We start from the raw sequence: 16,441 nt of genomic DNA on the forward strand, positions 1-16,441 counted from the left end.
GTGGGGTCATCCCATTCTCCTGGAGTCTTACGTGTCAACCGAAACCCTGCCGATCTCTTCCCGGGCGAGCCGGCTGTTCGGTCTCTCGCTCGGCTACTTCCTGGTGCTGCTGGACACCACCGTCCTGACCGTCGCCCTGCCCGATCTGCGCGCCTCGCTGGGCGGCGGGGTCGCCGGGCTGCAGTGGGCGGTCACCGGCTACACGGTGACGTTCGCCGCGCTGCTGCCGTCCGCCGGCGCGGTTTCGGACCGGTTCGGCGCGCACCGGGTGTTCGCCGCGGGCGTCGCCGCGTTCGGCCTGGTGTCCCTGCTCAGCGCGGCGGCGCCGAACCTGTCCGTCCTCGTCGTGCTGCGCGCCGTGCTCGGCGCTGCGGGCGCGCTGTGCCTGCCGAGCTCGCTGGCGATCATCACCCGCCTGTACCCCGTTCCGGCCGAGCGCGGCCGTGCCCTCGGCGCCTGGGCGGCGATCACGGGATGCGCGCTGGCGGCCGGTCCGGTCGCGGGCGGCCTGCTGGTGTCGATCGGCGGCTGGCGGGCGGTGTTCCTCGTGAACGTCCCGGTCGCGTTGCTGAGCCTCGCGCTCGTCCGCGGCATCCGGGTGCCCGCGACCGGGCGCGACATCGACTGGCGGGCACAGCTCGTGGCCTGCGCCTTCCTGGCCGTGCTCACCGACGCCATCGTCGACCGGCGCGTCGTCTCGGCGATCGCGGCGGCCGTCCTCGCCGTGGTCATGGTCGTCGTGGAGCGGCGCAGCGCGTCCCCGGCCGTCCCCGGCGCGGTGGTCGCCGAGCCGGGCGTGCGCCGGGGCCTGATCGCGGGCGCGGCGGTCAACTTCGCGCTGTCGGGCGGCCTGTTCGTGCTGACCCTGTCCCTCCAGCGTCACCTGGGACCGGTCGCCACCGGCCTGGCGTTCCTGCCGCTGACGCTGCCGACCGCGTTCAACCCGATCGTCACCGGCCGGCTGGTCGCGCGGTACGGGCCGCGCCCGCCGGTCCTGGCCGGACTGAGCCTGCTCACCCTCGGCTGCCTCGCCGCGACCCCGGTGCCGTGGCTCGGCATGCTCCTGATCGGCTTCGGTGTGTCCTTCTCCCTGCCCGCCCTGGTCACGGGCGTCGTGCAGGCGGCGCCGGAGGGCGCGGCCGGCGTCGCGAGCGGCCTGCTGAACGCGGTCCGCCAGGTCGGCGCCACGCTGGGCGTCGCCGTGATGGGCGGCCTCGCGGCCGGCACGGCCTTCACCGTAGCGGCGGCCCTCTGCCTGGCAGCAGGCCTGATCCTGGCCCTGGGCGGCCGCCGTTCCTGACGCCAGAGAGAACCCACGACTCAGCGGTCGTGGGTTCCTTATTCCCAACGATCAGCCGGATTCGGAATCCACCATTTTGACTTCTACGCAAGCGCCACCTATGTCGCGTGTCTGGCCGCCGACGGCCGTGCCTCAGATGGTGAAGTGCCGCCCTGGGGCGCGGTTCGGGCGTAATGCTCGGTGAGGCGGCCAGGATCGGCTCCCTTAACGGGACGAATTACCTGGTACCGCGGACCTTCACCGAGTCTTGAACTCGGTCCATCCGAACTTCGAGGCCATCCGAATGGCTCACCCTTGATCCCTGGCATTCACTGCGCCGTAGCAGCGGCAATCACCAGCGAGCAGGGCGCGGAGGGCGAACCCGAGGGGATCGGTCGAGGTGCGGAGAAGTGGTCGCCGCTGGGACGCGTGGGTCATTACTCTCGGCCAGATGAGTGAGGATCTTTTGACCGCCTATGACGAGCATCTGCGCGGGACGGGCGTTCCCGCGCTGGGCGCATGGACCGAGCGGGACGGTCCGCTGCTGCGGGTCGTCGGAGAGCACCGCGGATTCGTCACCGGTCCGCGCGACCTGTCCGGCCACGACGTCGACGCTCTCATCGCCGCGCAGATCGCCTTCTTCAGCGCCCGCGGCGAGGCCGTGGAGTGGAAGACGCGCGGCCACGACCTCCCCAGTGACCTGCCCGACCGGCTGCGAGCGGCGGGATTCGTCGCCGAGCCCACCGAGACGGTCGTGATCGGCCGTATCACCGACATGCCGGCCGCACCTCCCGCCTCCGACGGCGTGGTGATCCGCCGGGTCGGCGCCGAGGCGATCCCCGCCATCGTGGCGATGGAGTCACAGGTGTGGGAGCGCGACTGCGGCTTCATCGGCGACCATCTGGCCGGGGGACTGGCCGCCGATTCCGGCCGGCTGGCGATCTTCACGGCGGAGGCCGCCGGCCAGGTCGTCGCGGCCGCCTGGGTGGCACTCCGCGAGGACGGGGTATTCGCGTCCCTGTGGGGCGGGTCGACCCTGAAGGCGTGGCGAGGCCGCGGTATCTATCGGGCGCTCGTGGCCGTCCGGGCGCGCCTGGCCGCCGAGCACGGCTACCGATACCTGCAGGTCGACGCCTCTGACGACAGCCGCCCCATCTTGGAACGCCTTGGCTTCAACGCCGTCACCACCACGACCCCCTACGTCTGGTCACCGCCGACCGGGGGAGGCGGTAACTGAGAAATGTCGATCTTCCTGAAGACCGATCGCCTGACGCTGCGCCGTTTCACCGAGGCCGACGAGGACGACCTGGTCGAGCTCGACAGTGATCCTGAGGTCATGCGCTTCCTCAATGGCGGGCAACGGTCAATGTCGGCTCCCGGCGCGTGATGGAGAAGGCCGGTCTGACACTCGTGCGCAGCTTCCACCGCGACGGACTGGACGCCGTCGAGGGCTTCGAGCACGGCGTGGTCGAATACGCGCTGACCAAGGCCGATTAGAAGCGTGAGCTCCGAGGCATCGGCTGAGGCCACCTGCTCCTAGGCGTCCTGAGGTGAATGGGCCCGTCCTTGATCCCTGGCATCCACTGCGCCGTAGCAGCAGCATCGACCAGGGATCACGCTAGGAAATCCATCGTCGCGGCGTGCCGTGACACGTGCGAAGGCCGCGGGGGATCGGTGATCGCCCCGCGGCCGCCGCGTGGTCGGGTCCGGTCAGTTGATGGTCAGGCCGGCGGACTTGTCGCCGACGACGATCTTGTACTGGCCCGGGAGCACCGCGCGGGTGCTGGAGCCGTTGATGTCGCCCTGCGTCACCGCGAGCCGGGAGCGCGGGAAGGACAGCGACACGGTGGTCGACTGGCCCGCCTTGAGCGGCACCCGGGTGAAGGCGGCGAGGCGGTTCGGCGGGGTCAGGATCTGGCCGACCGGCAGCTGGGCGAAGACCGGCACGACGAAGTCGCCGTCACGGGACCCGGTGTTGGCGACCTTCACCGACACCTTCACCGTGCTGCCGCCGGAGACCGACACGCCCTGCACCGCGTACGTCGTGTACGACAGGCCCGCGCCGAAGGCGAACAGCGGGTCGTAGCCGGAGCTCGTGCCGCTGTTGGTGCCATTGAGCTGCTGGTAGAACATCGGCTCGTCGCCGGTGGTCTTCGGCCAGGAGACCGGCAGCCGGCCGCTCGGGTTGGCCTTGCCGAACAGGACGTTCGCCACGGCCGTGCCGCCCTCGCTGCCGGGCAGCCAGGACATGAGCAGCTGCTTCGCGTCGGCCGCGTTGCCGAGCACCAGCGGCCGGTCGGCGACGACCACCACGATCACCGGCTTGCCGGTGGCCTGCAGCCGGTCGACGAGACTCTGCTGGTCGGCGGACAGCTCGGGCAGCTCCTGGTCGTTGACGCCCTCGGCACCGGGCTTGTCGCCCACCACCACGATGGCCGCGTCGGCGCTCTTGGTCTGGTCGACCGCGTCGTCGGCGTTCGGCACGAGCTTGGCGTGGTCACCGACGACGTTCTTGATGCCCTGGTAGATCGTGACACCCGGGTCGTTGACGCCGTCGGGGATGCCCTGCCACTGGATCGTCCAGCCGCCGTTCTGGTTCGGGATCGAGTCGGCGCTCGGGCCGGTGACGACGACCTTGCCGATGCCCGTGGAGAGCGGCAGCACGTTGCCGTCGTTCTTCAGCAGGGTCTGCGACTCGGTCGCGGCCTTGACGGCGAGGTCCTTGTCCGCGCCGAGCACGGCCGCGTTGGCCTTGGACGCGTCGACGTACGGGTGCTCGAACAGGCCGAGCTTGAACTTCAGCGTCAGGATCCGGGACACCGCCTCGTCGAGGCGGCGCTTGCTGACCTTGCCGGTCTTCACGTCCTCCAGCAGGCCCTGGACGAACCCGTCGACCTCACCGGGCGGCAGCATGCCCATGTCGACGCCGGCGTTGACCGCGATGGCCACGGCACCCGCGTACGTGTCGGTCAGGTGGTACGACGTGCGCAGCGCGTCGACGTCGTTCCAGTCGCTGACCACCACGCCCTTGAACCCCCACTGGCGGCGCAGCAGGTCGGTGAGCAGGTAGTGCGAGGCATGCGCCGGGATGCCGTTGATCGACCCGGAGTTCACCATGACGGTGTCCGCGCCCGCGTCCACGGCCGCCTTGTACGACGGCAGGAACGTGTCCTGGAGGTAGCGCGGGTCGATGTGGGACTCGGTCCGGTCGTGGCCGTTGAACGGCGCGGAGTACCCGGCGAAGTGCTTCACCGTCGCGCTGACCTGCCCGGTCCTCTGCAGACCCTTGACGTTGGCGGCGCCGAGCTCACCGGCGAGGTACGGGTCCTCGGAGTAGGTCTCGTAGTAGCGGCCCCAGCGGGTGTCGCGCGAGATGTCCTGGACCGGCGCGAAGTCCCACTGCGGGCCGGTCGCCTTCACGGCGCGGGCCGTGGACTCGCCCATCGCCGCGGAGAGCTGCGGGTCCCAGGTCGCGCCGACCCCGATCTGCTGCGGGAACTTGGTCGCGCCGAGGACGTTGTTGTGCCCGTGTACGGCGTCCACGCCGTACACGATCGGGATGTGCAGCCGGGAGTGGTCGATCGCGTACTTCTGGACCGCGTTCACCATGTCGGCCCAGTCCTTGGGGGTGTTGTTGACCGGGGTCTCGCCACCCCCGGACAGCACCGAGCCGACCTTAAGGTCGCCGAGGACGTGCTGCATGCAGGACTCGACGAGGGCGCCGCCGGACCATTGGCAGTCGCCCTGCATGTTGACGACGGCGGGCTGGGCGAGCTGGCCGACCTTCTCCTCGGTGGTCATGCGCTTGAGGAGGTCGGCGACGCGGGAGGAGGTGGAGGCGTGCGGGTCGAGGTAGCGGACCTGGGCGCTGGCGCCCGTCGCGGTCAGGGCCAGCCCTGACACGGTGATCGCTACGGCCGTCCCGATACGGGCGGCCTTGATCCGGAGTCTCATGAAGCGTGCTCCAGGCGGAGGTCAGGAGGGACGAAGCCCTGTGATCAAAGACCGAACCCAGGACTTAAATCAAGACCTAAACGCAAATTTGGCCGGAGTCTGCCACCAGCGTTCAGGACTTAAACGATCTCCCAGGCGTTCATGACCAGCGCCAACGCGCCGAGGACCTCCGACCGGTCGCCGAGCACGCCGGGCACGATCGACACGAGCGCCGCGGCGCTGGCGACGGCCGAGCGCCGGACGGCCTCCATCATCGGCTCGGTCAGGAGGTCGCCCGCCCGCGCCAGGTCGCCGCCGACCACGACCAGGCGGGGATTGAGCAGGTTGCACAGGTTCGCCACGCCCGCCCCGGCGTACCGCCCGGCGTCGCCGACCGCGCGCCGGCACGGCGCGTCCCCGGCCAGTGCCAGCTCCACGATCCGTGCCGTCGTCAGGCCGTCGCCGTGAGTCGGCCGCAGCAGATCGGCGAGGTAGCGGCCGCCGGCGTATGTCTCCAGGCAGCCGCGGTTGCCGCACCGGCACATCGGGCCGTTCTCGTTCAGCGTGATGTGGCCGATCTCGCCGGCGGTGCCGCCCGGACCGTGGTAGACGTGGCCGCCGATGACGATGCCCGCCCCCACTCCGGAGCCGATCTTGATGTAGGCGGCGTCGGCGTGGCCGCGCGCCGCTCCCCAGGTGACCTCGGCCAATGCGCCGAGGTTGGCGTCGTTGTCCACGTGGACCGGGCGGCCGAGACGGCGACGGGCCTCCGCGGCGGCCTCGATGCCCGCCCAGCCGGGCAGGATCGTGCTCGACCCGAGCGTGGCGCTCGCCGCGGCGATCGGCCCGGGCACGCCGAGTCCGATGCCCAGGACGTCCGCCCTCGTCGCGCCGACGGTGGCCAGCAGCCCGTCCATCAGGCGTTCGGCCGCCGCGAGCCCGTCGGCGGCCGAGGCCCCGACGTCGAGGGGCATCGACTGCTCGGCGACGACCTCACGGGCCAGGTTGCCGATCGCCACGCGCAGGTGCGAGTGGCCGAAGTCGACGCCGACGGCCAGCCCGGCGGTGGGCGCCAGCGACACCGCGCGGGCCCGGCGGCCGCCCGCCGACGTGGGCGTCGTGGTCAGTACGCCTCCCGCCGCCAGCTCGCGCACGATGTTGGAGACGGTCGCCCGTGACAGGCCCGTGCTCCGGGCGATCTCGGCCTGGGTCGGCGCTCCGGCCTCGCGCACGGCCTGGATCACCCGACGCTGGTTCGCCTCCCGGAGCGACGACTGCGATCCCGGCGTCGCGGATGAGCCTGGCGTCGGCATGGGGTCCTCTCGCGTGTTCAAGAAGTGAACCCAAGATTACGCGGAAACCCTCCGCCGCTCGCGCCGAAGGCCGGGTGTGGTCTGTCCGAAGACCCCGTTCGGACCGGGGCTCAGTTCTCCCGGTCGTCGGTGCCGCGGGCGAACCGGCCGAACAGCCGCTCCCCGGCGTTGACGGCGCCCTCGGCGACTCCCTTGACCGTGCCGATGAACGGGTCCGCGCTGCGGTTCCAGGACTCCCGGTAGGCCTTCGCCGCGTTCTTGATCTCTTCGGAGATCGAGGCGCTGCCGTCGTCCGCGCGGCGCTCGTAGTCCCCGGCGAGGATCCGGGCGTACTCGCCGTCGCGGGCCCACCGGTCCAGCTCGGCGAACCGGATCACGGCGTACGGGTGCGAGCGGTTCAGCAGGTTGAGGAACTTCAGCAGCCCGTCGCGCACGTCACCGGCCGCGTCGTACTCCCGCGCCTGCTCCAGGAACGCCTCGTGGTCCATCTCCGACAGCCGCGCGCCGCCCGCCAGCTTCATCAGCGCCCGCTTGGCGGCCTCGGCGTCCTGGCCCGCCAGCAGGCCGGCCCGGTCCGCCGACAGCTCCGACTTGCGCTGCCACTCGTTGAGCCCCATCAGGATCGCCGCGATCGCGATGTTGCCGAGCGGCAGCCACGCGATCCGGGCGCCGAGGTTCGTCAGGATCATGGCCATCGTCCGGTACACCGCGTGCCCGGACAGGACGTGCCCGACCTCGTGGCCGATGACGAATCGCAGCTCCTCGTCGTCGAGGAGGTCGATCAGGCCGGTGTTGAGCACGATGAAGGGGGTGTCGACGCCGATCGTCATGGCGTTCGGCGTCGGGTCCTGCGTGACGTACACCTCCGGGACCTGCGGCAGGTCGAGGATGTAGGCGTTGTCCCGCACGATGTCGTAGATGTGGCGGTACTGGCTCTCGCCCGCGCGTACGGTGCCACCGAGGAACATCAGACGGATCGCGCGCTCGCTGAACAGTCCGGCGAGGCGCCGCAGCACCGTGTCGAAGCCGCTGAGCGATCGGAGGGCGACGAGCGCCGACCGGTCCGCGGGATGCTCATAGGCGCGGGAACTGATCCCGGGAAAGCGGGTGCGAGAACGGTCGGGAGTATTGCTCGTCATATTCGGCATGTTATGTCTGACGGCCCGTCAGAGCGCGGAGTTCCCTCGGCGCGATCCGGCCAGCTCCGTGCCGTTGACCCCGGAGAACCTCCCGCCGGACGGGCTCTTGCGCGGTGGGGCGCGGCGGGGGTCTACTCCCTCCATGGCGGAGGCGTACGGGCCGGGGCCCGCGGAGACGATGTCGCGCGACGAGCTGACCGCGGTCCGGCAACGCCGGTTGCGCGACCTGGTCGACCGCCTGATCGCGGCGGACGGCCTTCAGGGCCGGCGGCTGCGGGACGCCGGGGTCGCCGGCGGCCACGACGTCACGCTCGAAAATCTGCGCCGGCTGCCCTTCACCACCAAGCAGGACCTGTGGGACGCCTATCCGTACGGCATGCTCGCCGTGCCGATGGAGGAGGTGGCCGCCGTCCACGGGTCCAGCGGCACCGGCGGACGGCCCACCCTCGTCGCGTACACCCGGCGTGACCTGGCGCTCTGGTCGCAGATGTGCGCGCGGTCGCTGGCCTGCGCGGGCGCGGCGCCCGGCAGCGTGGTGCACAACGCGTACGGATACGGGCTGTTCACCGGCGGCCTCGGCATCCATCAGGGCGCGCTCGCCCTCGGCGTCACCGTCGTGCCGATGTCGGGCGGCATGACCGAACGCCAGCTCCGGCTGCTCGCCGACCTGCGTCCCGACATCCTGACCTGCACGCCGTCGTACGCGGTGCGGCTGGGGGAGGCGGCGCGCGCGGCCGGGATCGAGCTGCGCCTGAAGGCGGGCCTGTTCGGGGCCGAGCCCTGGTCGGAGGGGCTGCGGTCGACGATCGAGGAGCTCCTCGGCCTCGCCGCCCTGGACATCTACGGCCTCTCGGAGATCATCGGGCCGGGCGTGGCGACCGAGTGCCTCGAGCGTTCCGGGCTGCACGTGAACGAGGACCACTTCCTCGTGGAGGCGGTCGACGCCTCCGGCGAGCCGGTCCCGGACGGCACGCCGGGCGAGCTGGTGTTCAGCACGCCGAAGGAGGCCATGCCGCTGCTGCGGTACCGCACCGGCGACGTGGCGTCGCTGTCCCACGAGCCCTGCCCGTGCGGCCGCACGCTGGTCCGGATGAGCAAGGTGCTGGGCCGCCGCGACGACATGCTCGTGATCCGGGGCGTGAACGTCTTCCCGCGTCAGATCGAGTCCGTCGTCGTACGGCACGCCTCCCCGCACTACCAGGTGGTCGTCGACCGCCGCACCGCGATGCCGCGGCTCGTCGTGGCCTGCGAGGGCGCCGGACCGGGACTGACGTCGGCGCTCTCGGCGGAGCTGGGCCTGTCGTGCGACGTACGGGACCTGCCGGCCGGCACGATTCCGCGCGTCGAGGCCGGTAAGGCGATCCGGGTGGTGACCTGGGAATCGGGAGAACCACCGCTTCCCGGCCTCGACTAATGGTTCCGGGCGGTGACCGAATCGCTGTCAGGCGGCGGGAGATCAACCGGGGAAACGATCGATGACAGTGGCCCGAATCGGCCGATCAGTAGGGCGAGACCATGACCTGTGGGCAGGGCGGCGGGCCCGAGGACGGCGACTCCCGGACGTCGCTCGTCTTCGTCGGCATGTCCGCGGACGGCGTCCCGGAGCCGGCGACGGACCTGTGCTCCCGGTCGCCCTCGGAAGAGGTCGACGCCACGTTCACGGGTATGGGAATCAGCGAAACGAGCGACTTTCCGGTCGGGTCCCTCGGTGGCATCCCGCGCTGCGGTAGGACACCGACGGGAGGCGGCGCCGCCTGCGCGTGGGCCGACTGATCGGTCCCCGGGATGGGGCTGACGCCGCTGAGCTCGGATGTTGTTTCGTTCGGGGCGACGACGCTCGCTCTGCGGAATGTCGCGGAGCACTGATCCCCGCCCGGGAAGGAGGGGCGTGGTGAAACCCCCGACACCCGTGCTCACTAAGGTCGGCGCATGAGCGAGCGCAGCGAGCGAATCGAGGGCGCAGTGCTTCTGGTCTCTCGTCCGGCGGAGGAGGGCGCATGAGCGAGCGTAGCGAGCGAATCGAGGGCGCAGTGCTTCTGGTCTCTCGTCCGGCGGAGGAGGGCGCATGAGCGAGCGTAGCGAGCGAATCGGAAGCGCAGTGCCTCTGGTCTCTCCTCCGACGAAGGAGGACGCATGAGCGAGCGCAGTGCGAGCACCGCGCCGGAGCGCCGCCGCGTCGGGATCATGGGCGGCACGTTCGACCCCATCCACCACGGCCACCTGGTGGCCGCGAGCGAGGTCGCTCATCTGTTCCGGCTGGACGAGGTCGTCTTCGTGCCGACCGGCCAGCCGTGGATGAAGGAGGGCCGCAAGACCTCGGCCGCGGAGGACCGTTATCTGATGACGGTCATCGCGACCGCCTCGAACCCGCGCTTCTCGGTCAGCCGTGTCGACATCGAGCGACCCGGGCTGACCTACACCATCGACACGCTGCGCGAGATGCGCGAAATATACGGGCCTGACGTTGAGTTGTACTTCATCACGGGCGCCGACGCACTGGCCCAGATGTTGACGTGGCGTGACACGGATGAGCTGTTCAGGCTCGCGCATTTCATAGGGTGTACCCGTCCCGGCCACCACCTCGCCGATCCCGGCCTTCCGAGGGGTGGTGTCAGCCTGGTCGAGGTGCCCGCACTGGCGATCTCCTCGACCGAGTGCCGTGAGCGGGTACGAGCCGGAGAGCCGGTCTGGTACCTCGTCCCAGACGGAATCGTGCAGTACATAAACAAGCGGGGGCTTTATCGTGACGGTTGACGGTAACGCCCCACGAGGAGGAAAACGACCACACCGTGACCGCATCCGAGAGGGCCAACCAGCTGGTCCAGATCGCCGCCGAGGCCGCGGCCGAGAAGCTGGCTGACAACATCATCGCCTACGACGTGAGCGACCAGCTCGTCATCACGGACGCGTTCGTCCTGTGCTCGGCGGCCAACGACCGCCAGGTGCGCTCCATCGTCGACGAGATCGAGAAGAGGCTGCGCGAGGACGCCGGCGCCAAGCCCATCCGCCGCGAGGGGGAGCGCGAAGGCCGCTGGGTGCTCCTCGACTACTCCGACATCATCGTGCACGTCCAGCACGAGGAGGACCGCGTCTATTACGCGCTCGAGCGCCTGTGGAAGGACTGCCCCCCGGTGCCGCTGCCCGAGGACATCAACGCCCATTCGGAGCAGCGCGTACGGGCCGGTGACGGTAAGTGACCGAGGCGCGCAAGATCGTGCTGTGGCGGCACGGTCAAACGACCTGGAACGTCGAACGCCGCTTCCAGGGATCCACCGACATCCCGCTCGACGACACGGGACGGGAGCAGGCCGACCGGGCCGCACGGCTCCTCGCCGCGCTCCGCCCGACCGCCATCATCTCCTCCCCGCTGCAGCGCGCCGCCGACACGGCCCAGGCGCTCAGCGCGGTCACCGGCCTGCCCGTCACCTCCGACCGCGACCTCATCGAACGCGGCGGAGGGGCCTGGGAGGGCCTGACCAACGCCGAGATCCGGGCGAAGTACCCCACCGAGCACGCTCTCTGGCAGCCGCCCGGCGGCGAGACCACCGAGCAGGTGTCCAAGCGGGTCACGGCGGCCTTCGAGCGGGGCCTGTCCGGAGTCCCGGCGGGCGGCCTGCTCGTCGTCGCCTCTCACGGCGCCGCACTGCGGCTCGGCATGCTCCGGTGGCTCGGCTTCCCCGAGGAGCTCTGGGGCCGGTTCGGGGGCCTGTCCAACTGCTGCTGGTCCGTCCTCGAAGAGGGCCGCAGCGGCTGGCGCCTCGCCGAGCACAACGCCGGCACCCTGCCGGAACCCGTGCTCAGTGACGACCGTGCCGCCGAGGGCGATTCCTGAGGTTGCAGTAGGCGTTAAACCAGGTCAGGGCCGTGCCGGGCATTCGATTACAGGTCTGGTCGCGGATTCCTATAGACTGGCGCAGCACCGAGAGGGGGAAACCCCAATCGGAAAGCGCGGGGCTATGGCGCAGTTGGTAGCGCGCCTCCATGGCATGGAGGAGGTCTGGGGTTCGAATCCCCATAGCTCCACTCGGGCCGAGGGCCGGTGTGGTCGGAAGCTGACGCTTCCTCCCCATCGGCCCTCGTCATTTCTTTCGGGGGGCGACCCCCCGAGCCCCCCGGTTCGGGGGCTTCGCCCGCTACATCCCCGGTTCGGGGGCTTCGCCCCCTACACACCCGTTCGGGGGCTTCGCGCCTATACCCCCGTGCGGGGTTGGTCGAGGACTTGCCTGACCACGCTCGCTGGCGAGCGTGTAACCCCCCTGCGGCGCGTTCAGCAGGTTCAAGACGGGATGTAGGGCGGTCCGGGCCGAGGTCTCGGCGTTCGGTCTGCTCGACCTGGCGCTATAGGCGTGCGCGTACGTCGCGGACCCGCCGCAGCCGGGCTGTGATCTTTGTCTCTGGGCGGTCGGGATCGCCGATCAGGTCGAGGTAGTGAACTTCTTGAGCATCCGGCTTGGCGCGTGCCCCGCCTCTGATCAGCGGGAACTCGTGCGCTACGGCTGCGGACGCAACCAAGGCGCTGTTCTGCCCCCATGGCCGAGAGACTCTGGCGGAACGTGATGGCATCAGGCGGGAACCGCTCGCGGCCGGCTGGGCAACAACGGGTGTCCTGACCCGAAGCCGAGAGGCCAAAGAAGTGAGTGAGACGAATCGGGCGGAGGCCGATGACGCTTCCGCCATCGGACGGTCCCGGCGAGAGCTCGAGGCGTTCGCCGAGCTCTTCCGCCGGTGCGCCCCGGACATCGAGCGGTATGCCCACCGCGGGCCGGGAGGCGAGACCGCCGAGGACGTGGTGGCGCGGACCTTCCTGAAGGCGTTCGTGGCCGGCCGCGGCGACTGGCAAGGACTACCACCCCGGTCTGAACTCGCACGGCCGGATCTGCGAGAAGGAGCGTCCGTGCGGCGATCTCCCAACGACCTCACGCGGACGTGATGGTGGCACAGTCACGGGCGGCGACGTACCGCCAAGTGAGCACGGTCGTGGCCGCTTCGATGGTGTTCATGGTCGCGCTGGTGGGCTTCTTGCCCACGACGGCGGCCGCCGGGCGGGCAACGATGCCGAAGGGGCGCGTAGTCCTGGTCGGCGTGCCGGGTCTGCGATGGAGCGACGTCCGCGAAGGCGGCACCCCCAACCTGTGGAAACTGACCGGCCGAGGATCGGCGGCCGCGCTGTCGGTCAAGACGATCAGCTCGCGCACCTGCCCGATCGGCGGCTGGCTGACGGTATCCGCGGGTCAGCGAGCCTGGCCGCATCCTCGCAGTTGCGGCCTGCCGCCGGTGCCGGTTGACAACGCGATCTCGGGTTACAGCCGGATGCGAGACGACAACGCGCACAACAAATATGGTTCCGAGCTCGGGCTTCTCGGCGACGCGGTGCACCGCTCCGGGGCGTGCACGATGGCGGTGGGGCCCGGCGCCGTATTCGGCGCGGCCGACCGCGCCGGGCGGGTGGACGCGTACGCCCCGTCAGTCGCTCAGATGCCCGCCGACGGATGGTTCCGCTGCGCGCTCACGATGGTCGACGTCGATGACATATACCGCGCCGGCATCAACGCCGACGTCGCCACGGACCGCCGGCGGGCCCATGCCGCCGCTGAGCGACGCACGGTGGCGGTCGAACGCGCCGACGAGCAGGTCGGTCGGATCGTCGAGTCGGTGCCGCCGGGCACCACCGTGTTGGTGACCGGGATCTCCGACGACAGGAGCGGCGCTCACCTCCACGTCGCCCTCGCGGCCGGCCCCGGATATGACTTCCGCTACTTGACCGCTAACTCGACGCACGCCCGCGGGCTCGTCACGCTCACCGATGTCACCTCGACGATCCTGCACATCCTGCACATCAAACAACCAGCGGCCATGGTGGGCTCGCCCTGGTACGCCGATGGTGGAGTCCGGGCGGCCTCCACCCGCCGTGTCGTGCACACGCTGAACGACAAGGACGTGGCCGCGCGTGCATACCGACGTCTGGCCCACCCCTTCTATCTCACGTTCGTCATCGTGCAGATCGCGTTGTACGCCTTCGCCACCGTGACGCTCCGACGCAAGCGGTCGCGAGCGCTCGCCGTGACCAGGATCCTGGCACTGGCCACTGCGTCCCTTCCGGTGACGACCTACCTGGCCAACCTGGTTCCGTGGTGGTCGAGTGCTCACCCGGCCGCCGAGTTGGCGCTCACCATGCTCGCCGCCATCGCCGTGATCACGGCGATGGCGGCGGCCGGTCCGTGGCGCCGGTCCGTGACCGGATCCGGCGCGATCGTCGGCGGCGTGACTGCGCTGGTCCTCACCCTGGACGTGATGACCGGCAATCATCTGCAGACCTGCAGCATGCTCGGTTACACGCCGCTCATCGGCGGCCGCTTCTACGGCTTCGGCAACATCGCGTGGGCGCTTTGGATAACCGGCGTCATCGTCGCGACCGGCGCGGTGGCAGACCGTCTGCTTCACACCTCTCGCAACCGCCGCCTCCTGGCGACCACCCTGGTCGTCACCGCCGGGTTCGTGGCACTGGTGATCGATGGCGCCCCTGTGTGGGGGGCCGACTTCGGCGGCATCATCGCGACCTGCCCAGGGTTCGTCATATACGTGTTGATGGTGAGCGGGCAGCGGATTCGACTTTCGCGGCTACTCGCCGTGCCGATGATCGGTGCGGTGTTCGTGCTGGGTGTGGCCTTCTTGGATTCGCTTCGGTCCGAGCCGACTCACATCGGCGAGTTCTGGAACACCCTCACGAGCGGGGGCAGCGGGACCGTCGTCATTCGCAAGTTCCACGCGATGCAGTCCAGCTTCGACAACCCGAGACTCGCCTTCGTCACGGTAGCGTCCGTCGGCTTTCTCTTCTTCGCGCTGCTGCGGCCGCTCGCATGGCGTGCGGCCGCGCTGCACACGGCGTGTGAGCGTGCCCCCGCCCTGCGAGCCACGCTTACCACCGTCCTAGTGACGGCGGGGGTGGGAATGCTGGTCAACGACTCCGGCCTGACGATCCCGGCGCTGGCGTTCACGACCGCGATTCCGCTGGCACTCGCGGCCGGCATCCAGGGCCTGGGACTCGACGCGCGCGACTCGCCACGACCGTCGGAGCGATCAGAAAGAGCGTCAGCACCTAGTGCTTTGTAGGTGCCTGAGAGATCGCGCAGGTTGGTGAGACGGTGACCTGGCATGGCGAAGGCCCACCCTCCAACGGAGCGGTCAGGTAGGGATCACGTCTCTTCTCCAGGCCGTGCGTCGTAAGGGCGGCACGATCCGTGCCGCCCTTACCTCACCCCACCGGACGGTGGCGAAGAACATGCCGATCCGCACAGGCCGGGGTCTCCACAGACGCGCGGATATCGAGTACTCTTCGATTCAACATAAAAGAAACTTTCCTAATAGATCGATGAGCTTCCCAGCCGGTCCCCGCCAGGACGACGGCCCAGACCCGTACGTCAACCCCGAAGGAGAAGCGACATGCGATGGAAGACGACCATGCCCGGCCGCAGGCGCGGGCTCGTCGCCGCGATCGCCGCGGTGGCGGCGGTGCTCGGGACGGCCACGGCCGTCGCCGGAGTCGGCACTGCGGCCACGACCCCGGCGACACTCGGCGGCAACTGGTACGGCGCCGCGCCGTACGTGATGCCGTTCGACAACGACCCGCCGGACCTGGGCCCGGTGATGAGTGCGACAGGACAGAAGACCTTCCAGCTCGCCTTCATCCTCGCGCCGAGCGGCGGAGGCTGCCGGCCGACCTGGGACGGCACCCAGGACGTCTCCTCCGACACGCAGGCCGCGTCGGTCATCGCCGGTATCCGCGCGGCCGGCGGCGACGTTACGGTGTCGGCCGGCGGTTACAACGGCACCAAGCTCGGCCAGGCCTGCGGCGATCCGTCATCGACCGCCGCCGCGTACCAGCAGGTGATCAGCAAGTACGCGCTCAAGGCGATCGACCTCGACCTCGAAGAACCGGAGTACGAGAACTCGGCGGCGATCCACAACGAGATCGGCGCTGCGAAGATCCTGCAGCAGAACAATCCTGGCCTCTACGTCTCGATCACGACGGCCGGCACGACCGGCGGCGAGGGCACGGGCTGGTTCGGCAAGCAGCTCCTGGCCGAGGCGAAGAGCCAGGGGTTCACTCCCGCCAATTACGCGATCATGCCGTTCGATGGAGGCTTCGGCGGGTCCGCGGCGCAGATCAGCGCGCTGGAGGGCTTCCACACCACGCTGATGAGCACGTTCGGCTGGGACGCCACGACGGCGTACGCGCACGAGGGCGTGTCGATGATGAACGGCCGGTCCGACAGCGGCGAGATCTTCACCCAGTCCGACTTCCAGGCCGTGCTCGACTACGTCACCTCGCACAAGCTGTCGCGGTACACCTTCTGGTCGGTCAACAGGGACCGGCAGTGCAGCCCGCCGGACAACAACGGGCGCACCTCGGGAACCTGCTCCAGCGTGGCGCAGTCGGCCTGGGACTTCACCCGCTACACGGCGAAGTTCGGCGCCTCGCCGACGGTGCCCATCCCGACGCCGACTCCGCCCGCGCCCGGCTCCTGCTCGGCGCCGGCCTGGAGCGCCTCGGCGGTCTACACGGGCGGGAACCTGGTCACGTACGCCTCGCACACGTGGCAGGCCCGGTGGTGGACCCAGGGGGAGACTCCCGGAAAGGCCGACGTGTGGGCCGACCAGGGTCCGTGCGGCTGACCCCGCCTTGAGGCCGCGCGGCCGGTCGGCTGAGGGCCGTGCGGCGGATCGGGGGCCGGGCGAGCGGGGTGTCGCTCGCCCGGTACCGCGGGCACCCGCGCCAG

The 16,441-nt window shown here is 70.1% G+C and carries 14 protein-coding genes and 1 tRNA gene; 12 read left to right on the plus strand and 3 right to left on the minus strand.

What is annotated here, in order from left to right; genetic code table 11:
• Positions 1-31: 31 nt before the first annotated feature.
• From AB0K82_RS35470 to AB0K82_RS35480, 3 genes are all read left to right on the plus strand, one after another.
• The gene (locus AB0K82_RS35470) at positions 32-1,300 is read left to right on the plus strand and encodes an MFS transporter (protein WP_364405450.1); all 1,269 of its coding nucleotides are present in this window, start codon (positions 32-34) and stop codon (positions 1,298-1,300) included.
• 430 nt (positions 1,301-1,730) lie between these two features.
• The gene (locus AB0K82_RS35475; protein ID WP_364405452.1) at positions 1,731-2,516 is read left to right on the plus strand and encodes a GNAT family N-acetyltransferase; all 786 of its coding nucleotides are present in this window, start codon (positions 1,731-1,733) and stop codon (positions 2,514-2,516) included.
• Between the two features lie 3 nt (positions 2,517-2,519).
• Positions 2,520-2,666 carry a GNAT family N-acetyltransferase gene (locus AB0K82_RS35480; RefSeq protein ID WP_364405453.1) on the plus strand — a complete coding sequence of 49 codons (147 nt, stop codon included), beginning with the start codon at positions 2,520-2,522 and terminating at the stop codon, positions 2,664-2,666.
• A gap of 323 nt (positions 2,667-2,989) precedes the next feature.
• On the opposite strand, the gene AB0K82_RS35485 is transcribed toward AB0K82_RS35480, so the two are convergent.
• From AB0K82_RS35485 to AB0K82_RS35495, 3 genes are all read right to left on the minus strand, one after another.
• On the minus strand, positions 2,990-5,233 hold the full coding sequence (locus AB0K82_RS35485; RefSeq protein ID WP_364405455.1) for a glycoside hydrolase family 3 N-terminal domain-containing protein: 2,244 nt from the start codon (positions 5,231-5,233) through the stop codon (positions 2,990-2,992).
• Between the two features lie 119 nt (positions 5,234-5,352).
• The gene (locus tag AB0K82_RS35490) at positions 5,353-6,525 is read right to left on the minus strand and encodes an ROK family transcriptional regulator (protein WP_364405457.1); all 1,173 of its coding nucleotides are present in this window, start codon (positions 6,523-6,525) and stop codon (positions 5,353-5,355) included.
• 110 nt (positions 6,526-6,635) lie between these two features.
• The gene (locus AB0K82_RS35495; RefSeq protein ID WP_364405459.1) at positions 6,636-7,664 is read right to left on the minus strand and encodes a M48 family metallopeptidase; all 1,029 of its coding nucleotides are present in this window, start codon (positions 7,662-7,664) and stop codon (positions 6,636-6,638) included.
• A gap of 142 nt (positions 7,665-7,806) precedes the next feature.
• Between AB0K82_RS35495 and AB0K82_RS35500 the strand changes: the two genes are divergently transcribed.
• The 9 genes from AB0K82_RS35500 (at position 7,807) to AB0K82_RS35540 (ending at position 16,337) form a co-directional block, all read left to right on the plus strand.
• On the plus strand, positions 7,807-9,078 hold the full coding sequence (locus AB0K82_RS35500) for a phenylacetate--CoA ligase (protein WP_364405461.1): 1,272 nt from the start codon (positions 7,807-7,809) through the stop codon (positions 9,076-9,078).
• A gap of 101 nt (positions 9,079-9,179) precedes the next feature.
• Entirely contained in the window at positions 9,180-9,437 is a 258-nt protein-coding gene (locus tag AB0K82_RS35505) for a hypothetical protein (protein ID WP_364405463.1), read from the plus strand.
• 360 nt (positions 9,438-9,797) lie between these two features.
• Positions 9,798-10,418, plus strand: coding sequence for a nicotinate-nucleotide adenylyltransferase (gene nadD / locus AB0K82_RS35510; RefSeq protein WP_364405464.1), 621 nt, complete (start codon positions 9,798-9,800; stop codon positions 10,416-10,418).
• A gap of 35 nt (positions 10,419-10,453) precedes the next feature.
• Positions 10,454-10,861 (plus strand): ribosome silencing factor, encoded by a 408-nt coding sequence (gene rsfS / locus AB0K82_RS35515; protein ID WP_364405466.1) that lies wholly within the window; start codon positions 10,454-10,456, stop codon positions 10,859-10,861.
• A complete protein-coding gene (locus AB0K82_RS35520) occupies positions 10,858-11,496 on the plus strand; it encodes a histidine phosphatase family protein (protein ID WP_364405468.1) in 639 nt (212 codons plus the stop codon). The genes rsfS and AB0K82_RS35520 overlap by 4 nt, the downstream gene beginning before the upstream one ends.
• Before the next feature lie 118 nt (positions 11,497-11,614).
• Positions 11,615-11,687, plus strand: a tRNA-Ala gene (locus AB0K82_RS35525).
• Positions 11,688-12,297: 610 nt separating this feature from the next.
• Positions 12,298-12,594: a hypothetical protein gene (locus AB0K82_RS35530; protein WP_364405470.1), complete on the plus strand. Its 297-nt coding sequence runs from the start codon at positions 12,298-12,300 to the stop codon at positions 12,592-12,594.
• A complete protein-coding gene (locus AB0K82_RS35535; RefSeq protein WP_364405472.1) occupies positions 12,594-14,774 on the plus strand; it encodes a hypothetical protein in 2,181 nt (726 codons plus the stop codon). The genes AB0K82_RS35530 and AB0K82_RS35535 overlap by 1 nt, the downstream gene beginning before the upstream one ends.
• A gap of 330 nt (positions 14,775-15,104) precedes the next feature.
• The gene (locus tag AB0K82_RS35540; RefSeq protein ID WP_364405474.1) at positions 15,105-16,337 is read left to right on the plus strand and encodes a carbohydrate-binding protein; all 1,233 of its coding nucleotides are present in this window, start codon (positions 15,105-15,107) and stop codon (positions 16,335-16,337) included.
• The last annotated feature ends 104 nt before the right edge of the window (positions 16,338-16,441 follow it).

The organism is Actinoallomurus sp. NPDC052274, from assembly GCF_040679475.1.
Lineage (GTDB): Bacteria > Actinomycetota > Actinomycetes > Streptosporangiales > Streptosporangiaceae > Actinoallomurus > Actinoallomurus liliacearum.